This is a genomic window from Konateibacter massiliensis (assembly GCF_900184995.1).
Lineage (GTDB): Bacteria > Bacillota > Clostridia > Lachnospirales > Lachnospiraceae > Lachnotalea > Lachnotalea massiliensis.
This window is the reverse complement of the sequence record NZ_LT860099.1, coordinates 572,568-587,807: the sequence shown is the minus strand read 5'-3', so window position 1 is coordinate 587,807 and position 15,240 is coordinate 572,568. Positions and strand designations below refer to the sequence as shown.

At 36.0% G+C, this 15,240-nt stretch carries 17 protein-coding genes; 8 read left to right on the top strand and 9 right to left on the bottom strand.

Annotation, left to right across the window (positions count from 1 at the left end; all coding sequences use genetic code 11):
• Positions 1-73: 73 nt before the first annotated feature.
• Positions 74-628, bottom strand: coding sequence for a TetR/AcrR family transcriptional regulator (locus tag CTY48_RS08510; RefSeq protein ID WP_099468077.1), 555 nt, complete (start codon positions 626-628; stop codon positions 74-76).
• A gap of 128 nt (positions 629-756) precedes the next feature.
• Here CTY48_RS08510 and CTY48_RS08505 point away from each other — a divergent pair, with 128 nt between their 5' ends.
• Entirely contained in the window at positions 757-1,410 is a 654-nt protein-coding gene (locus CTY48_RS08505; RefSeq protein ID WP_099468076.1) for an HXXEE domain-containing protein, read from the top strand.
• A 69-nt stretch (positions 1,411-1,479) separates the two neighbouring features.
• Here the strand turns inward: CTY48_RS08505 and CTY48_RS08500 are convergent, their stop codons facing one another.
• Entirely contained in the window at positions 1,480-2,241 is a 762-nt protein-coding gene (locus tag CTY48_RS08500) for an EFR1 family ferrodoxin (protein WP_180272686.1), read from the bottom strand.
• Between the two features lie 177 nt (positions 2,242-2,418).
• Here CTY48_RS08500 and CTY48_RS08495 point away from each other — a divergent pair, with 177 nt between their 5' ends.
• The 5 genes from CTY48_RS08495 to CTY48_RS08475 all read left to right on the top strand — a co-directional run bounded on the left by CTY48_RS08495 (position 2,419) and on the right by CTY48_RS08475 (position 7,495).
• A complete protein-coding gene (locus tag CTY48_RS08495; RefSeq protein WP_143452716.1) occupies positions 2,419-3,021 on the top strand; it encodes a TetR/AcrR family transcriptional regulator in 603 nt (200 codons plus the stop codon).
• Between the two features lie 105 nt (positions 3,022-3,126).
• Positions 3,127-3,507, top strand: a complete 381-nt coding sequence (locus CTY48_RS08490; RefSeq protein WP_099468073.1) for a DUF4183 domain-containing protein — start codon at positions 3,127-3,129, stop codon at positions 3,505-3,507.
• 107 nt (positions 3,508-3,614) lie between these two features.
• A complete protein-coding gene (locus tag CTY48_RS08485) occupies positions 3,615-6,242 on the top strand; it encodes a DUF4183 domain-containing protein (RefSeq protein ID WP_099468072.1) in 2,628 nt (875 codons plus the stop codon).
• Positions 6,243-6,340: 98 nt separating this feature from the next.
• A complete protein-coding gene (locus CTY48_RS08480; RefSeq protein WP_099468071.1) occupies positions 6,341-6,712 on the top strand; it encodes a hypothetical protein in 372 nt (123 codons plus the stop codon).
• 33 nt (positions 6,713-6,745) lie between these two features.
• Complete coding sequence (locus tag CTY48_RS08475; RefSeq protein ID WP_236354838.1) at positions 6,746-7,495, top strand: hypothetical protein; 750 nt, start codon at positions 6,746-6,748, stop codon at positions 7,493-7,495.
• 64 nt (positions 7,496-7,559) lie between these two features.
• Here CTY48_RS08475 and CTY48_RS08470 read toward each other — a convergent pair whose 3' ends face one another.
• From CTY48_RS08470 to CTY48_RS08460, 3 genes are all read right to left on the bottom strand, one after another.
• Positions 7,560-8,294, bottom strand: coding sequence for a hypothetical protein (locus CTY48_RS08470; RefSeq protein WP_099468070.1), 735 nt, complete (start codon positions 8,292-8,294; stop codon positions 7,560-7,562).
• A 146-nt stretch (positions 8,295-8,440) separates the two neighbouring features.
• Positions 8,441-9,403: a helix-turn-helix domain-containing protein gene (locus CTY48_RS08465; RefSeq protein WP_099468069.1), complete on the bottom strand. Its 963-nt coding sequence runs from the start codon at positions 9,401-9,403 to the stop codon at positions 8,441-8,443.
• A gap of 134 nt (positions 9,404-9,537) precedes the next feature.
• A complete protein-coding gene (locus tag CTY48_RS08460; RefSeq protein ID WP_099468068.1) occupies positions 9,538-10,542 on the bottom strand; it encodes an NADH:flavin oxidoreductase in 1,005 nt (334 codons plus the stop codon).
• A 131-nt stretch (positions 10,543-10,673) separates the two neighbouring features.
• On the opposite strand from CTY48_RS08460, the gene CTY48_RS08455 reads away from it, so the two are divergent.
• Positions 10,674-11,024: a winged helix-turn-helix transcriptional regulator gene (locus tag CTY48_RS08455; protein WP_099468067.1), complete on the top strand. Its 351-nt coding sequence runs from the start codon at positions 10,674-10,676 to the stop codon at positions 11,022-11,024.
• A 14-nt stretch (positions 11,025-11,038) separates the two neighbouring features.
• Here CTY48_RS08455 and CTY48_RS08450 read toward each other — a convergent pair whose 3' ends face one another.
• Entirely contained in the window at positions 11,039-11,482 is a 444-nt protein-coding gene (locus CTY48_RS08450) for an immunoglobulin-like domain-containing protein (RefSeq protein ID WP_099468066.1), read from the bottom strand.
• A 142-nt stretch (positions 11,483-11,624) separates the two neighbouring features.
• Here CTY48_RS08450 and CTY48_RS08445 point away from each other — a divergent pair, with 142 nt between their 5' ends.
• On the top strand, positions 11,625-12,407 hold the full coding sequence (locus CTY48_RS08445) for an AAC(3) family N-acetyltransferase (RefSeq protein WP_099468065.1): 783 nt from the start codon (positions 11,625-11,627) through the stop codon (positions 12,405-12,407).
• Positions 12,408-12,586: 179 nt separating this feature from the next.
• Here the strand turns inward: CTY48_RS08445 and CTY48_RS08440 are convergent, their stop codons facing one another.
• The 3 genes from CTY48_RS08440 to CTY48_RS08430 form a co-directional block, all read right to left on the bottom strand.
• Positions 12,587-13,051: a hypothetical protein gene (locus CTY48_RS08440; RefSeq protein ID WP_099468064.1), complete on the bottom strand. Its 465-nt coding sequence runs from the start codon at positions 13,049-13,051 to the stop codon at positions 12,587-12,589.
• A 3-nt stretch (positions 13,052-13,054) separates the two neighbouring features.
• The gene (locus tag CTY48_RS08435) at positions 13,055-13,918 is read right to left on the bottom strand and encodes an AraC family transcriptional regulator (protein ID WP_099468063.1); all 864 of its coding nucleotides are present in this window, start codon (positions 13,916-13,918) and stop codon (positions 13,055-13,057) included.
• A gap of 98 nt (positions 13,919-14,016) precedes the next feature.
• The gene (locus CTY48_RS08430; RefSeq protein ID WP_099468062.1) at positions 14,017-15,219 is read right to left on the bottom strand and encodes a chloride channel protein; all 1,203 of its coding nucleotides are present in this window, start codon (positions 15,217-15,219) and stop codon (positions 14,017-14,019) included.
• Between the last annotated feature and the right edge of the window lie 21 nt (positions 15,220-15,240).

Sequence of the window (15,240 nt, the reverse complement as noted above, 5' to 3'; positions counted from 1 at the left end):
TTTATCAATACCAGCAAGCTTCTCTTTGATTATTTTACCATATATTTTCAATTTAAAACATAAAATTTAATCTCTAAGCTATATACGAAGAAACTCCCTTGCGTAACATAGAACGCAGCATGACAACCATTTCTTCTGAAGAGATGGGCTTGCCTAGATTATACCATTTTGTAATAGCTGACAGCATTCCCGATATTGCAAATTCAAACATCAAATCCGTATGAGCCTTATCTCTTTTTATTTCAAGTTTGTCAATAATAATAGGACTAAGAGCCGATTTTAATTTTTCTGCAAACATAGGATCCCCGTTTTCGCTTAGTAACACACTTATATATTCCCCTTTTAAATCGTATAGTTTTGCGAGCTGTTCAATAAAATCATTTCCGATATCTGAAACAAGACTTGCCTTAACATTATCTGTAATGTATTGAATAAGTGAATCTTCCATCTGACTAAGTAAATCATAGACATCACTAAAATATTGATAAAATGTACTCCTATTGTAGCCAGCCTTTTCAGTAATATCTTTTATAGAAATTTTTCTTATATCGTTTTCGCGATATAACTTCCAAAAAGCATCTATCAATAGAGCTTTTGTGCGTTCTGTTACTTCTGGTTGTTTTTTCATGATTATCAGCTCTCATTTCATTATATCATCCGACAGATTGAACATATCTGATGGTTGATGAATTTTTAAAGAATAGTATAATCATATCATACAACACCTTGTTGGATGGTGTAAAGGAGGAAATTATTATGAGATTATTTTGTAGACATTGGTACAACATAGGTTTGATGGTTGCAATAGGTGCAGTCGCTTATCTTGCAATATTCTGGGGGCAACTGGATATGCTGGTTCGTTTGCAATTGATGAGTTTTGCAACTATACTTATTCATCAGTTTGAAGAATATGGATTTCCGGGTGGCGAACCTGCAATCATGAATATTGTTTTGCAAAACAGTAAAATTCCAGACAGGTATCCATTGAATCAATTTTCTGCTATGTTAACAAATGTATCAGCTGCCTACACCTGTTACTTGCTTCCTGTTTTCTTCCCCAATATTATTTGGCTCGGACTTATGCCTATGCTGTTTGGCTTTTCACAATTTATAGTACATGTAATAATAACCAATAAAAAAATGAAATCCCTCTATAATCCCGGCTTAGGCGCTGTTGTGCTGCTGCATTACCCTATCGGAATTTATTATATTTACTATATTGTATCTAATGATTTAGTAAAAAGTTCGGATTGGATTATAGCAATCATTTATACTATTGCTATTGCTGTACTATTAGTAGGCGGACTGACATACAAGATAATGCCGAATAAGAATACAAAATACATTTTTGATAAGGTTGAAATGGGACGATTCCATGTAAAGGAAAAAAGGGATAGGTTGATTAAGTAGCTATTCCTGTAATAATCAAGAGCCGGTTTACTTATTTAACAGATAAGTAAACTGGCTTTTTAACTATTTTTAAATCTGACAGTTGGAATATATAATGTCGTTTACCGTGACTTCCGGATTCCGCCATCTGGCATTACTTTTTTCTTTTTTTAAATGAATTGCATTCTTTGGACATGCATGGATACAGGCATAGCAGCCCTCGCACTTCTGACTGAATATAACCCTATCATTCACGCTGATATTCCCTGCCGGACAGACTTTACTGCAGATACCACACTGAATACACGCCTCATTTACTATAAATTTCTCTGGTGTACGCCCGTTTACCATTTTTTTAAATAATGGTTCACACATTTTTGTTACTGTATTTGTAACAAAACCTGCATGCATCTCTTCTTTTTTTCGATTCGATATCTCTTTTTTAATCGTGTTAAGATTTCCCTGAATATTTTTCTTCTCTATCTTTGATATCTCTGCTTTCATATCAAAATTATCCAGAAAATTATCGACCATCAGCAGTGTTCTTGTATAGTCAAATTGATACCCATGTTCTTTTGCTTTTCTCTGAACATACTTAAATGGATTACCAGACATCATTCCATACGTTGCAATTGCAAAATAATAGTCTGCTTTTAAATTTACTTTTTCTAAAAATTCCTGTACCATTTTCGGCGGTTGATTCGCATAGACCGGAAACACAATTCCAATTGCTTCATCCGTGTACTCTTTGCCTCCATCTTTCATCACTTGCGGAATGGAGAACAATTCTCCTTCGAACTGCTTTGCTACCGCCATGCTGTTTCCTGTAGCTGTAAAATAAAATATTTTCATGTTTATACTTCCTTTCATAAAATTCACTATTGTTATTTTCCTATAAATTATGTAATATGTTGATGTTACATCTGTAATGTCAATACAATTGTATCAACCGATTTTTCATGCGTCAAGATGTTAAGTATCGGATGCTACAAATAGGGAGGATTTGTTACATTGAAGAAGAACACAGAATTGAAAAAGAGAAATATACTAAGACAAAATAATGCAGAAGCAAATGCTATCACAAAGGAATGCATTGAATCTGCGCTGATCCTATTGATGAAAGAAAAGAATTTTCAGGACATTTCAATTACTGATATTACCCAAAAAGCGGGTGTATCCAGAACTGCATACTACCGAAATTACACCTCCAAAGAAGATATCTTGTCGAACCATCTAAAAAATATTATTCATGATACCTCTAATACACTGATGCAATTCGATCCAGTTACAGAAAATTATAAAGCGTGGACTGCGCTGCTAGAAAGCACCCAGAAACATGCCTCTGAATATAAACTTCTTCTTCAAGCGGGATATGGTGACACCATTTTAGATGAATATAAAAAGAGTATAAATAAGTGCATTTCAAAGGAGCAGCCTGAATTATATTATTCAAACTGCTATTGGGCAGGCGCGCTTTACACCGTTTTAACAGAATGGATTCTAAACGATATGAATACTCCCATCTCTGTTATTGCAGAGATAGGAAGTAATTTATCAATAAATGGTATTCATACAATTATGGATTATGGAAACCAATGCGACACAACTACATCTTTTTACAAAGCAACTTAATTTCTGCAATTAATGATATTTTTCATTATAATAATCGAAATATGTGGCAAATCTATACCTTGCATCATACACTAAAATGTAAGGAAGTAGAAAGGGTAATAGATAATGGCTACACAATTATTTAAACTCGCAATCGATGCTACTACTACAACTGATGTAGACGTCAACCCAGAAATCGAAAGATATTTCTATCTTCTAGATGAAGATGACAGAACAGGCGGTGTTCTTACTATTCTGGCGACGAAATTTATAGATGATGCCGGCGATGTCATGACTGGCAATCTTACGACTGCTACTACGGACAATGGATATTACCTGCTCTTTATAAATGGTGTATTACAGCAATCTAGTCTATATACCGTTAATACTGATGGTTCTCAGGTTACTGTTAATGATGCAGCAACAATACCGGTTGGAGCTCCAATTACTCTAATTGTAACTAACTTTGTTCCAAGCGCTGATTCTGACACTACAGTAACAACCTAATTATCAAATTTGGGGATGTGCTATCATTGCACGTCCCTTTTCAGCTATAACTTACCCCTTATACAATAAATAGGAAATACATATGTATTTATTTGGGGGTGGTCACTATGTTTGAAGATAACACACTTTCTATAAAACAGGAAAAGAATTTATTAAATGCAGATGTCTATCAATATAATACTCTGTCTGATGGTGTCAAAAGAATCTATACAAATGATGATGAATTAATTCAATATGGTGATAGAGGAATTCTCGATCCTAATGATGTCTCTTTTTTTAACCTATTTATTAACGGAGTACTGCAACCAAAGGTTAATTATGAAATCCAAAAAGGCCTTCTTCTTCTTAAAACGGAAGATGTTCCTATAAAAGATTCCGCTATTATTATCTCTTTTATTACTTTTGAAGATAAAAACGCAAAGTCAACGAAACTTAATTCTGCTCTAGTTGAAGGCATCCTTCCTACGGGAGAAATTTCCAGCGGCCCTGCAACAGATATAGATATTTGTGTATGGGATGACATAAGCAATTACCTTTATTTGGAAAGTACTCTTTTGTGTGGACCTGAATGTATTCCCACAGGTTGTAACGGAATTTGGGAATTCACCTTAACAGTAAGTAATATAAGCCATATACCCATTGCAAATATTCTCATAATAGATACAATTCTATTGGATTTCATCACTAATATTGAAAATACCTTTGTATCCTGCGGAAATATATTAATAAAGGATGGAGTAATTACCTGGAATATTGGTACTCTGGACCCATGCGAATCCGCTACTGCTAATTTTAGAGTAGAGGGTTTCTTTCAAGCGGAAGGAACTCGCTATATTGGCAGAAGCATGGCATATGGAAGCACCACCTCAGGTTCTGTAAATACTGATATTATTTGCATAAACCCTATCAATGTTAGCCAAGGATTAAAACTCACTCAAACCATTACATCAGGTCCTACAAAAGTAAATGCTAATACAGTCAATGCATGGAGGGTGGAAATAAAAATTTCTAATCTTAGTGTTAATACCGTATCCGGTATTCTAATAAGTAATATCCTGTTCCTCGATCATATCAAATGTATAAAAATCATCAATATTTCTCATGGCGCAGCAGCTATATCAGGCAATGAACTTCTTTGGAAAATTGATGCACTAAGAGAACGAGATACTTCAGTTCTTATGGTAGATATTATAGGCTGCTTCTGCCAGAACGGATTTAAAACTCTAGGTATTGCCCTAGGTGTAGGAAGTATGAATACAAAAAAGATTTTTTCTAATCTTTCTCAGGATTTTCAAATCGCAGTTTCTCCAAAGATGAATATAGAAAAAAAGAAATTATTATTACAAGCCCATGTTTTTAATAACTCTATGAAGATATTCTTAGACCAGCCTAAAAAATGGACTTTCTGTCTCAATATTACTAACACATACAATGAAATTATGAACAATCTCATTGTCATAGACTACATTCTTTTAGATGATTTTAAGAACATAACGATTAAATCTATAACAGCAGGTAAAATATCAGTCTCTGATAACGCTATTATATGGAAGATTGAAGATATTTTGCCCTGTGAAACTTTGACTGCTATTATTGAAGTTGATGGTCTATTCAATACCACCGGATGCCGTTCACTAAGCAGAGCTATTGCCGGCAGTTCAGATTCGAATTCATGTATCACCTCCAATATAACTTCGGGGTATCCCGTTAAAGTTCTTTTTCCACGCAAATATGCAAAGTCTTTTTTCTACTGCAATCCGGTTATTAACCACGCATATAACATTGTTGAGCTGAAGACTTGTCTCAACTTCTTGCAACAGAAAAATTTATTATCTGCTCACGACAGAACAAATGATATTCATAGAAACAATGATTGTCCTGATATATTTGGTGATTTATCGATTGAGAAGTATATTGTATCAGGCCCCCTAGAAGTTAATGCAAATAAAATTAATACTTGGAGAGTTGAAATAAGAATATCTAATTACGGGTATGGTCCGGTTAATAATATTGTCATGACGGATACTTTACGATTAGATGATTTGACTTGCTTTACTCCCATAAGCTTTACGAAAGGTACTATATCTCAAAAAAACAATATAGTAACCTGGGATATCGGAACTTTAAATTCTAAGAATACAGTGGTATTACTAGCAGAAATTACCGGCTCTTTTCATAAGAAAAATAATAAAATACTTAATGTTTCTGATTATCAATATAATACTGTTTCAAATGGCATCAAAAAAGAATTTACAAATACCGATGAAATATTAATATATGGAGAATATGGTATACCTAATCCAAACGATGTATCCTTTTTTAACCTTTATATTAATGGAGTATTACAGCCGGAAACTAATTATTTTGTCGAAACTGGTCTTCTAACCCTAACCATAGCAGACCCCCCTAAAGAAAATGCACCTATTATTCTTGAATATTTAGTAATCAAAGACAAGGACAATCAACTGATTAAGGCGGAAACCTATCAGTATAATACCTTATCAAATAGAGAAAAAACTTATACTGATGCAGACGAATTAACTGTTTATGGAGACTGGGGGATTCTGGACCCTAAACATACTTCTTATAACAGCCTTTTCGTAAATGGAGTTATTCAACCAAGTGTCAATTATACCATTAAGCCGGGAATGCTCACATTGACAGTCGAATATGCTCCTGTGAAAGAAGCTCCCATTTTGGTGAAATTTTTTTCTTTATATTTATATAAGAATTAAATTATTATTTTGGGAAATGTATACCAACAATATTTTTTAAATACATTCATATAATATAGAAAATGTAAAGCAGATTTCGATATTGATAGGAGTTTATAATGGGCAGCAATACAAAACTGATGAGTATCGTTTTTAATTTAGAAGATCCCCTTTTTACAAGAGAATATCCATCTGATATTGTCTTGTTTCGAACCTTTACCACACTTCAAACCAATACACCTATATGGACACCTGGTACTAATAAGAGCATTTTCCTCACTGCATTGCAGGTTTCTTCCTCTGCCGCACTGGTTGTCCAATTAAATAGAGGAAATAATGCTGCCTTTATGTCAATAGCTCTTACCAGTACACTTGCCACCTATGGTATAAGCTTTCCCTCACCAATTGAATTTAATTCTGATGAGATAATCTCCATTACAACCAGTACTGCTGGAACCGTTAATATTACCCTTTTAGGCTATGAGTTATAATGCATGAATAGGTATTTCAAGGAGAGCCCTATAATGAAACAAAATCTTCAAATTAAAAATAGCATACCGGCAACAAACCAACAAATCCTATTAACTATAAAAAAAAGTTCTAATATCATGAATTATTATAGCTTAGGTATACAACCTTCAAAAACCATTCTTTGGACACCGGAACCACAAAAAAGTATTTATCTCACCTCTGTGCAAGTATCTGCGCCATTAGCAGTATCAATTTTATTAAGTGATGCTGATACTAATTTTTTGACCCTTAAAATAACACAACCTTTTAGTACTATAAGTCAAGCCTTCCCTTCAGCCTTCAAGCTTACAGCCGATAATTCCCTTATGTTGAGTACTTCTGATGAGGAAATATCATGTAATACGTATGGTGCTGTAAGCGCTACTCAGGTCGCCTATGACAGCAGAAGTGATTTCACTAATGTTAATAATGCAATAGGACTTGCCAACGGAACCTTGGCTTCTCTAAGCTCTGCTCTGCTTACTCAAACCCGGGGGAGACTTGTCTTGCAATATAGTATGTTGCCAACGCAATATAAGTACTTAGAGATTGAGCAGGTTATCATAAAATATTACTGTCGTCTTAGTCTAGCTCTTGCCGTAGGTGTCAGTTCCATGATTCTTTATTGGCGGCCAAATTCTCAGGTGGATTGGATTAAATTGCAAGAAATAAGTTTGTCTATCATAGGAACTGTAAATTATTTAACTAACCCAATTGAGTATGACATTACAGATATGGTACGGGGAAGATGCTATCGAAATTAAAATCTGCATGGCAGGTAAGAACCAAATTACGGTTTTTGGATATGAAGCTTAGTTTTACCACAAACTACATCTTTTTACCAATCGACTTAAATAACATGTTTCGAATCTGCTTTAACCTGTCAAAATTGTCCTTAAAAGAAATATGATTAGCAGCATCCAATCCCTCGGAAAAGTCTGCCTTATACCGTAAAATTGAATCCATATACAACCCAACTACATGAATCTGGTTCCAAGTTGGGTAATCAGTGTTATGATAAAAAACGGTCACTGTTTCCAGTGCCAGAAAATTATAACACCAACTCTTATGTTCCATAATAAATCCCATTGCCGGTCCATTATTTTTTATCATAATATTTCTGAATTCTTCCAAACACTTTTCATGGACATCCACGTATTCCACCGCATAGAAAGGTTTGCTTCTTCGTTTGCCTGCCTTTTCTCCCGGTGTTAAATAAGAACTGTTTGGTGTTGTAATCAACTCTTCCATGCGAATTGTATCAGGCAAAAACGGAAGTTCCATTTTCTTTAACAAAGGCATGATTTGGGGTGCTAAATCACTCTTGCTGATTTGCATCAAAACAAGATAATTCCATACAGGAAACTCTCCATGCCGTTCTGCTGTCTTATTTAGCGTGTAAATTGAAATTTCACCGATTTCACCACTTTTAATTAAGGAACTTAATGCTGTCTGTAACTGTTGTCTTAAATTCTCTTTTACAAATTTCTTATGCTCTTTTCCTATGTGCAAGCTCAAAGCAAAGTAACGAGTATCCTTTTGCGCTTTTAAAATATTACTCATTTATATCCTCCATTCTTCTGTTCAAATGTCTCAAATTCTATTCAAAAAAAGAGTCCTATGTTAGTTAACTCTAACTCAAGACTCATTATAGGCATGAAACTATTATGCTGCAACTCCAATTTGTACGATATCACTCCAAAAATACATTAAGATATTAATTTATATGTATTTCGAAATTGAACTGGTGACTCCCCATACTTTTCTTTAAAAGCAATAGAAAATTTACTCGAATTACTCCAACCTACTTCAATCGCAATTTCTGTGATACTGTAGTCAGATCCGATGAGAAGCTCCTTTGCCCGTTTCAACCTGGTTTCTTTTAGAAATTGATATGCCGTTTGATTCGTATACTTTAGAAAAATTCTATTGACTGTTCTTGTACTGCTTCCAATGTCATATGCAATATCTGAAACTAATACAGGATCTGCAATGTGTAATTCAATATAGTCCTTTGCTTTACGAAACATCTCATATTCCTTTGAGGCTTCCTGATTGTAAGTATCACTTTTCATACTTTGCATGACGGTCCTGGAGCTGATTAATACCAGCTCCATGGCTTTTAGCATCAAGTATTCCTTATCATAATCAAATGGATTCTCAATTATTCCAAGAAATACAGACCTTAAATTCCTATTTCCGAATGCAGAAAAAAGTTTATGGTCGACAGATAGTATGTTTTGCATTTCTTTTATGATACCTTGCTTGCCTGCCATATATCTTTCAATCACCTGATCTGCTGATTTTATATCCAAAAGTAAGCTAATCCCTTTAAAAACACCCTTTTTATAAATCACTTTTTCGGGACAATTATTTAAGTCATATATCCCGATATGATTCTCTTTTAGTTTAAACTTTGAAGCCCCATATTCCATTTCAACTATACCGGAAAGACAATAAAACACTTCCAGCAAATTTTCTGCTTCAAAGTTATTTAATTCCTGATCTTCTTTAATTTTATAGTCAAAGAAGATCATTTCGATACCTTGAGACAGCTTACATTGTATAACCCAACCGGTGATATTGTCCTTTTCAACAAAATACTTTTTGGTTACGTCATCGATATGTACTTTTGCTTCATATCGTTCCAAGAATTTTTGATGTTTTTCCATTGATTGCCTATCATCTCCTGCTATAAATTAGTTAGTTATTGCTAACTATTATATAATAAACAGGTGCATTCGTCCATAGCGACGTTTGCACCTATTTGTTATTCATGACAAGAGACGCTGCTTGCAGCTTTCTCTTATTTACAATTTTTCTCGATCACTTTTTTTGCCCATTCGGAGTCTTTTAGGATTGCTCTGCCTACTCCGATGAAATCAGCCGTCCCTTGCTCTAGCAGGCTTTCGGCACTTTCTCCGTCTACGATACCTCCTGTCAAAATAACTGGAATCGTTACCTCTCTCTTAATCGCTTCGGTTAATTCTCCAAAATATCCTTGCTCTTTATGTCCTGGTCTCATATATCTGCAAAAGCCACCGGAAATATCCAACAAATCTACGCCTGCTTTTTCAAATGCTTTTGATGCTAAAACACCGTCTTCTAAAGTACTTCCGCCTTCTGTGTAGTCACATGCACCCAAACGAAGTGCAATCAAGTAATCTTCTCCGACTGCCTCACGTACTGCTTTGATGACTTCCGTATGAATTCTAATTCTTCCCTCCAAAGAGCCACCGTAGCCATCCGTACGTTTGTTGGTAAGCGGTGAGTAAAACTGATTGAGCAGATATGCATGAGCAGAATGTATTTCAACCCCATCATATCCGGCTTCTTTTGCTCTTTTTGCCGCACTGGCAAAACACTGTATCATTCTGTCGATATCCTCCTGAGTCATTTCCTTTGGAACAACCCCTTTTTTTCCGTTAGCAGCGTGAGGTTCTATTGCACTGGCACTAATTGGTTCGCTACCTGACACAGTAAGGTCTGCAAAACTACCCGCATGGTTAATCTGCGCAATCACTTTAGTTCCATTTTTATGAATAACATCGGTAATGCGTTTTAATCCTTCTATATCACTATCCTTTGAAATGGATATTTGTCCTGGATCTGCTATTCCTTCTTTGCTGATATATTTATGTTCGGTAATGATTAATCCAATATATCCGCCTTTTGATTTTTCATCGTAATAATCTACCAGCTCTTGCGTTACCTGACCACCTTCAGATTTTGAGGTTGCCATTGGCGGCATTACAATTCGATTTTTAATTTCTACATTTTTTATCGTGATAGGCTGCGTTAATAAATTCATTGTATTATTCTCCTTTACCTATTAAATAATTACTTGTTGTTTTTTGATTACTGAGATATAATAACATCAGTTTACAATTTTTAACAGTATGCACTTTCGAGTGAGATACTATCCAGAAAGAGAGTGTGATTATGTCTAATAAAACAATTGCTGCAACATGTACAAATAAAAAAGAGGTTGATGCAAGACCATTTGAATATGCTCTATCTCTAATCGGCGGAAAATGGAAGCTAAATATCCTGTTTTGGCTGTGGAGAAAAGATATCATGCGATACAATGAACTCAAAAAAGCACTTTGTGGAATTACCCATAAAATGCTTAGTAATCAGTTAAAAGAACTGGAGTCTTGCGACCTTATTGTTCGTCATGAATATCCGCAAGTACCGCCAAAGGTAGAATACTACCTTTCGGAACGTGGAAAATCATTAATGCCAATTCTTCATGAATTATGCGAATGGGGCGGGCAGCATATTGATGATTAATACTGCCCTTCCACTCAATTAACATCAAAATAAGCAATTACAACATACTGATTAGAATAACCCGGCACAGTAACAAACTTTACAAGTCTATAATTTCCGGAAGCCAATTTATCCTGCAAGCTAACGATTGTCGTTTTTTCGTCACCTGAAGATAAGGTATAACTGATTGCAATCCAAACATCATCGGCATTTACACGATACCAACTGTCATTCTTTTGAATTTCAATATAGGAAGCCTCGCCATATTCAATGTCAAAATCAGTATTGTTTTTGAGCGTATAGGTTAAGTTTTTGTATTCTTTTTCATAATCTGCCGTAAAATCAACCCCTTCCAGTTCCATAGCTCCCTCTCCCACGACCGAAGGGGCATTTTTATTGCCCGTAATAAAATGAAACACGGCAAAAATACCTATGATTAAAATACACAAAAACACTATCGCTAAAATTTTCTTATTCATACATATACCCTCCCTTAGTAAAAGCTTTATTTTTATTATATTATAATGCGAATAAGAGTGTCAATTTACACTTTTGGCATTGTATTCCCCTCTGCTTGCAGGTATAATCGGTGTATGAATAAACAAAAGAGAGGTTATCATCATGTATACAAAACAAGACTTATTATTCAATATAAAACAGATGGGAATTCTCCCAACCGATACCCTGCTAATTCACTCCTCTATGAAGGCGATTGGCGAGGTCGAAGGCGGTGCAGATACCGTACTCGATGCATTTTCCGAATATTTATCGGAGGGACTTTTGATTCTTCCGACGCATACTTGGGCGAGCATGTCGGAGAGCCACAATGTATATGATCCAAAAACTGAGCCTGCCTGTGTCGGACTTTTACCAAATCTTTTTATGAAGCGCGAAGGAGTGCTCCGCTCTCTCCACCCGACCCACAGTCTTGCTGTCTTGGGAAAAGATGCAAAAGCATTTATCGAAGGGGAAGAAAACCGGACAACCCCGTGTGAACCGGGCGGAAGTTATGACCGCCTGCGGCAGAGAGATGCAAAGATTCTGCTTCTCGGTGTCGGTCATGAGCGAAACACGTATATTCACTGTGTTGAGGAGTTTTTGGATGTGCCGGAACGCTTTACGGCAGAGCCGACTCGCTTTGAAATCGTTATGCCGGATAACACGTTGAGGACCTCCTGTATGTATCGTCATTATAATGCAATAAAACCGCATATATCGGAAGAATATCCGAAGCTGGAACAGGCATTTTATGACCGAAATGCAGCCAAAAAGGTTAGTTTTGGGTCTGCCGCCTGTATTTTATGTGATTCGAATGCAGTTTACGAGGTGACGAAGGATGTACTCTCCCACCAGATTAACTGTTTGATTGAATTAGAGACAATACCGGAAGAATGGTGGAAATAGGAAAATAGAATAAGAAAAGACCCCGCTCATAGTTACAATAATGTTCATAAATATGAGTGGGGTCTTTCTTTTATATGATAATTTTTTAAATAAAGCCTTACCGGTTTACCATAATATATTTATGTGAACCAAGCACGGATTTTAACAATAAATTGCGTATCTAATTTGATAGATACTTTTTAGAATTTCGATTTTTCATAATTGTAGGGAATACTTGTTCCCGCAACAACATCTTCAATTTTATCAATAATAAGCCAATCATCCATATTCCCTTGATGTTCAAATTCAAGAGGCTCTATTTCTTCAACCTCACAAAATTCAACAAGGCAAAGGCATTTTTTGTGCCATCGAGTCTTTTGCTTGTCTGTCAAATTTAGTTTTGGCTGTTTCTCCGCGAGTATCCTTATAATCTCCTCATCGGACAACTTAACAGAATTGTCTACTTGTTTGACTGTTGCCTTTGCCGTAATTTTGGAGCTTCCTTTTTCCATAAAATAAAGCTCTTCTTTTTCAAAAACTCTGCTATGTGGAATTTTCCTACCGGCGGCTCCGCGGACAATCATTGTTTTTTCTCCGGTCAAAATCTTGTCGAGAACTTTTTCACCCTTCTTTCCGATATTATCACAATAAACTAAATGTACCATTTACTATTCCTCCTCTATAATGGGGATCCAAATCTGGCTTACATAATTTTCATCATAGGAATTTCCGTCGCTATACCATTCTAATTCAGGACATTGTGCATGTTGAAATGGATATTTAATCAGCCATTCTTCGTTTAAATAGTTCCAGCCATTTTGTATTGCCTGCGGTACAGCACCTTTACAGTCAAAAATTGCCCATGTGACATCAGGAATTATAATTTCAATAAATTCTTGTGGCAATTCCTGATTAGATAAAACCATAATCGAATATTCGATTTCATTTCTCTGCTCATCATAAGTGCCAAACAGTCCAAATAGCCCTTTAGGATTGCCATAATCCATCGAAATCAGTTTCGAAAACACCCCGTTTCGCTGGCATTCACTCCAAAATTCAGGTATTTTTGTATAATGTGCATTATCGTTACAGGATACGTTTATACGCTTTCCTATCAATCGGAAACTGCTTTTTTGCTCCAGTTTCCAAGAATATTTTTGAGTGGAGAAAAATTGCATTTTAGGATAAACCTTTAATTCGATATTAGAATTTCTCGCTTCTTTTGGAGAAACACCATGAAACTGTTGAAATGCTTTTGTAAATGATGTCGGAGAATCATATCCGTATTTATAACTAATATCAACCACTTTATTATTGGTACTCTTTAAATCATATCCCGCTAAAGTCAGTTTTCGTAAACGAACATACTCGGCAAAGCTAATATTGTTCATATAGGAAAATACTTTTTGAAAAAAATCAAACGAACAACCCGCAATTTGTGAGATTTCTTTTGGGTTAATCGGTTCTTCTTTTCTCTGTAAATGATTTTCAACATAATCTATGATACGCTGTAATTTCTCATTCCACTCCATGCAAGCCCTCCTTTCCCCGTGTTGTGCTATTATTTTATCATTGATAGCAAAACATTTCCTCTTATTTTAAGTACTGCATGGATAGCGGCAAAATTTTTTTATCCTCTCTTTTGCAGCGAATAAATTGTCCGATTTCCATTAAACACATAAGCAATCGAGCAAACAACGGCAAATATTAAAATATTCTCCGTTCCGAACACCTCTGCCCCAATCAAAATAGGTGCGAGCAAAGTATTTGTGGCGCTCCCAAAGATTGCCGCGTAGCCAAGTGCGGCGATGATAACCGGAGGAAGCCCAAGCAGAGATCCAAGCACAATGCCAAGTGTCGCCCCGATGGAAAACAGAGGCGTTACCTCGCCGCCCTGAAAGCCAATTGACAGGGAAAATATGGTCAAAACAATTTTGAGAAGAAAATCATAGGCAAATATAGTGCCGCCTGAAAAACTCGCCTGAATCAGATTTGTTCCGAGTCCGCAATATCTTCCCAGATGTAAAAGCAACAAAATAACAGCGAGAATACAGCCCATAAAAAAGATTCTCTTAATCGGATCTTCTATTTTTTTTGCAAAAAATCCCTTTGACGATTCCAGAAGGTGCGCAAAAAGTCCACCGACGATTCCGAACACAATTCCGATTACAATGATTTTGGCAATCGTGATGCCCGATAGGTTCAAGGTATCTGAAAGGTTTACACTAAATTTTTCAAGTCCCAGCATATGGGAAGTATAGCTTGCCACAAAGGAAGCTGTCAGTGCGGGAAGCAATGCTTCATACAGCAAGGTTCCGGCAGTAAGTACTTCGAGTGCGAAAAAGGTTGCTGCAAGCGGTGTTTGAAACAGCCCGGCAAAACCTGCCGCCATTCCCACAACCAAAAGAGTTTTCGAGTTGTCCGGCATCTTCATTTTTCGCCCGAGTGTATGAGAAAAAGTAGCACCAAGCTGAACTGCTACGCCTTCTCTTCCGGTACTTGCGCCAAACAGGTGAGAAATCCAGGTGCTGAGCATAAGAAGCGGCATAAGCCTTTTCGGAATCTTCTCCCGCTCACCATGCCCGGTCTGGAAAATAAGTGTCATTCCTTTTATGCTTTCTTTGCCAAGTTTTCGATACATCAGCATAATAGCAACGCCGGTCACCGGTAAAAAAGGAACGAGCTTTATTATATTTTCATTTCTAAAATCGGTAATGGCAATTAAGATTCTTCCAAAAACTGCGTCTATAACGCCGACTGCAATGCCCACCACGACAGCGATGCACGTATATAGGATAATTTGTTTGTAATTCTCATAAACTCTTCGTATCATTTTTGATATCTCCTTGGTGTG

What these genes read in the sequence shown, in the direction of transcription:
- CTY48_RS08440 (WP_099468064.1), bottom strand. Translation starts at nt 13,051, where the DNA reads ATGGTACATTTAGTTTATTGTGATAATATCGGAAAGAAGGGTGAAAAA.
- CTY48_RS08470 (WP_099468070.1), bottom strand. Translation starts at nt 8,294, where the DNA reads ATGAGTAATATTTTAAAAGCGCAAAAGGATACTCGTTACTTTGCTTTG.
- CTY48_RS08450 (WP_099468066.1), bottom strand. Translation starts at nt 11,482, where the DNA reads ATGAATAAGAAAATTTTAGCGATAGTGTTTTTGTGTATTTTAATCATA.
- CTY48_RS08500 (WP_180272686.1), bottom strand. Translation starts at nt 2,241, where the DNA reads ATGAAAATATTTTATTTTACAGCTACAGGAAACAGCATGGCGGTAGCA.
- CTY48_RS08485 (WP_099468072.1), top strand. Translation starts at nt 3,615, where the DNA reads ATGTTTGAAGATAACACACTTTCTATAAAACAGGAAAAGAATTTATTA.
- CTY48_RS08490 (WP_099468073.1), top strand. Translation starts at nt 3,127, where the DNA reads ATGGCTACACAATTATTTAAACTCGCAATCGATGCTACTACTACAACT.
- CTY48_RS08475 (WP_236354838.1), top strand. Translation starts at nt 6,746, where the DNA reads ATGAAACAAAATCTTCAAATTAAAAATAGCATACCGGCAACAAACCAA.
- CTY48_RS08460 (WP_099468068.1), bottom strand. Translation starts at nt 10,542, where the DNA reads ATGAATTTATTAACGCAGCCTATCACGATAAAAAATGTAGAAATTAAA.
- CTY48_RS08445 (WP_099468065.1), top strand. Translation starts at nt 11,625, where the DNA reads ATGTATACAAAACAAGACTTATTATTCAATATAAAACAGATGGGAATT.
- CTY48_RS08465 (WP_099468069.1), bottom strand. Translation starts at nt 9,403, where the DNA reads ATGGAAAAACATCAAAAATTCTTGGAACGATATGAAGCAAAAGTACAT.
- CTY48_RS08480 (WP_099468071.1), top strand. Translation starts at nt 6,341, where the DNA reads ATGGGCAGCAATACAAAACTGATGAGTATCGTTTTTAATTTAGAAGAT.
- CTY48_RS08430 (WP_099468062.1), bottom strand. Translation starts at nt 15,219, where the DNA reads ATGATACGAAGAGTTTATGAGAATTACAAACAAATTATCCTATATACG.
- CTY48_RS08435 (WP_099468063.1), bottom strand. Translation starts at nt 13,918, where the DNA reads ATGGAGTGGAATGAGAAATTACAGCGTATCATAGATTATGTTGAAAAT.
- CTY48_RS08505 (WP_099468076.1), top strand. Translation starts at nt 757, where the DNA reads ATGAGATTATTTTGTAGACATTGGTACAACATAGGTTTGATGGTTGCA.
- CTY48_RS08455 (WP_099468067.1), top strand. Translation starts at nt 10,674, where the DNA reads ATGTCTAATAAAACAATTGCTGCAACATGTACAAATAAAAAAGAGGTT.
- CTY48_RS08510 (WP_099468077.1), bottom strand. Translation starts at nt 628, where the DNA reads ATGAAAAAACAACCAGAAGTAACAGAACGCACAAAAGCTCTATTGATA.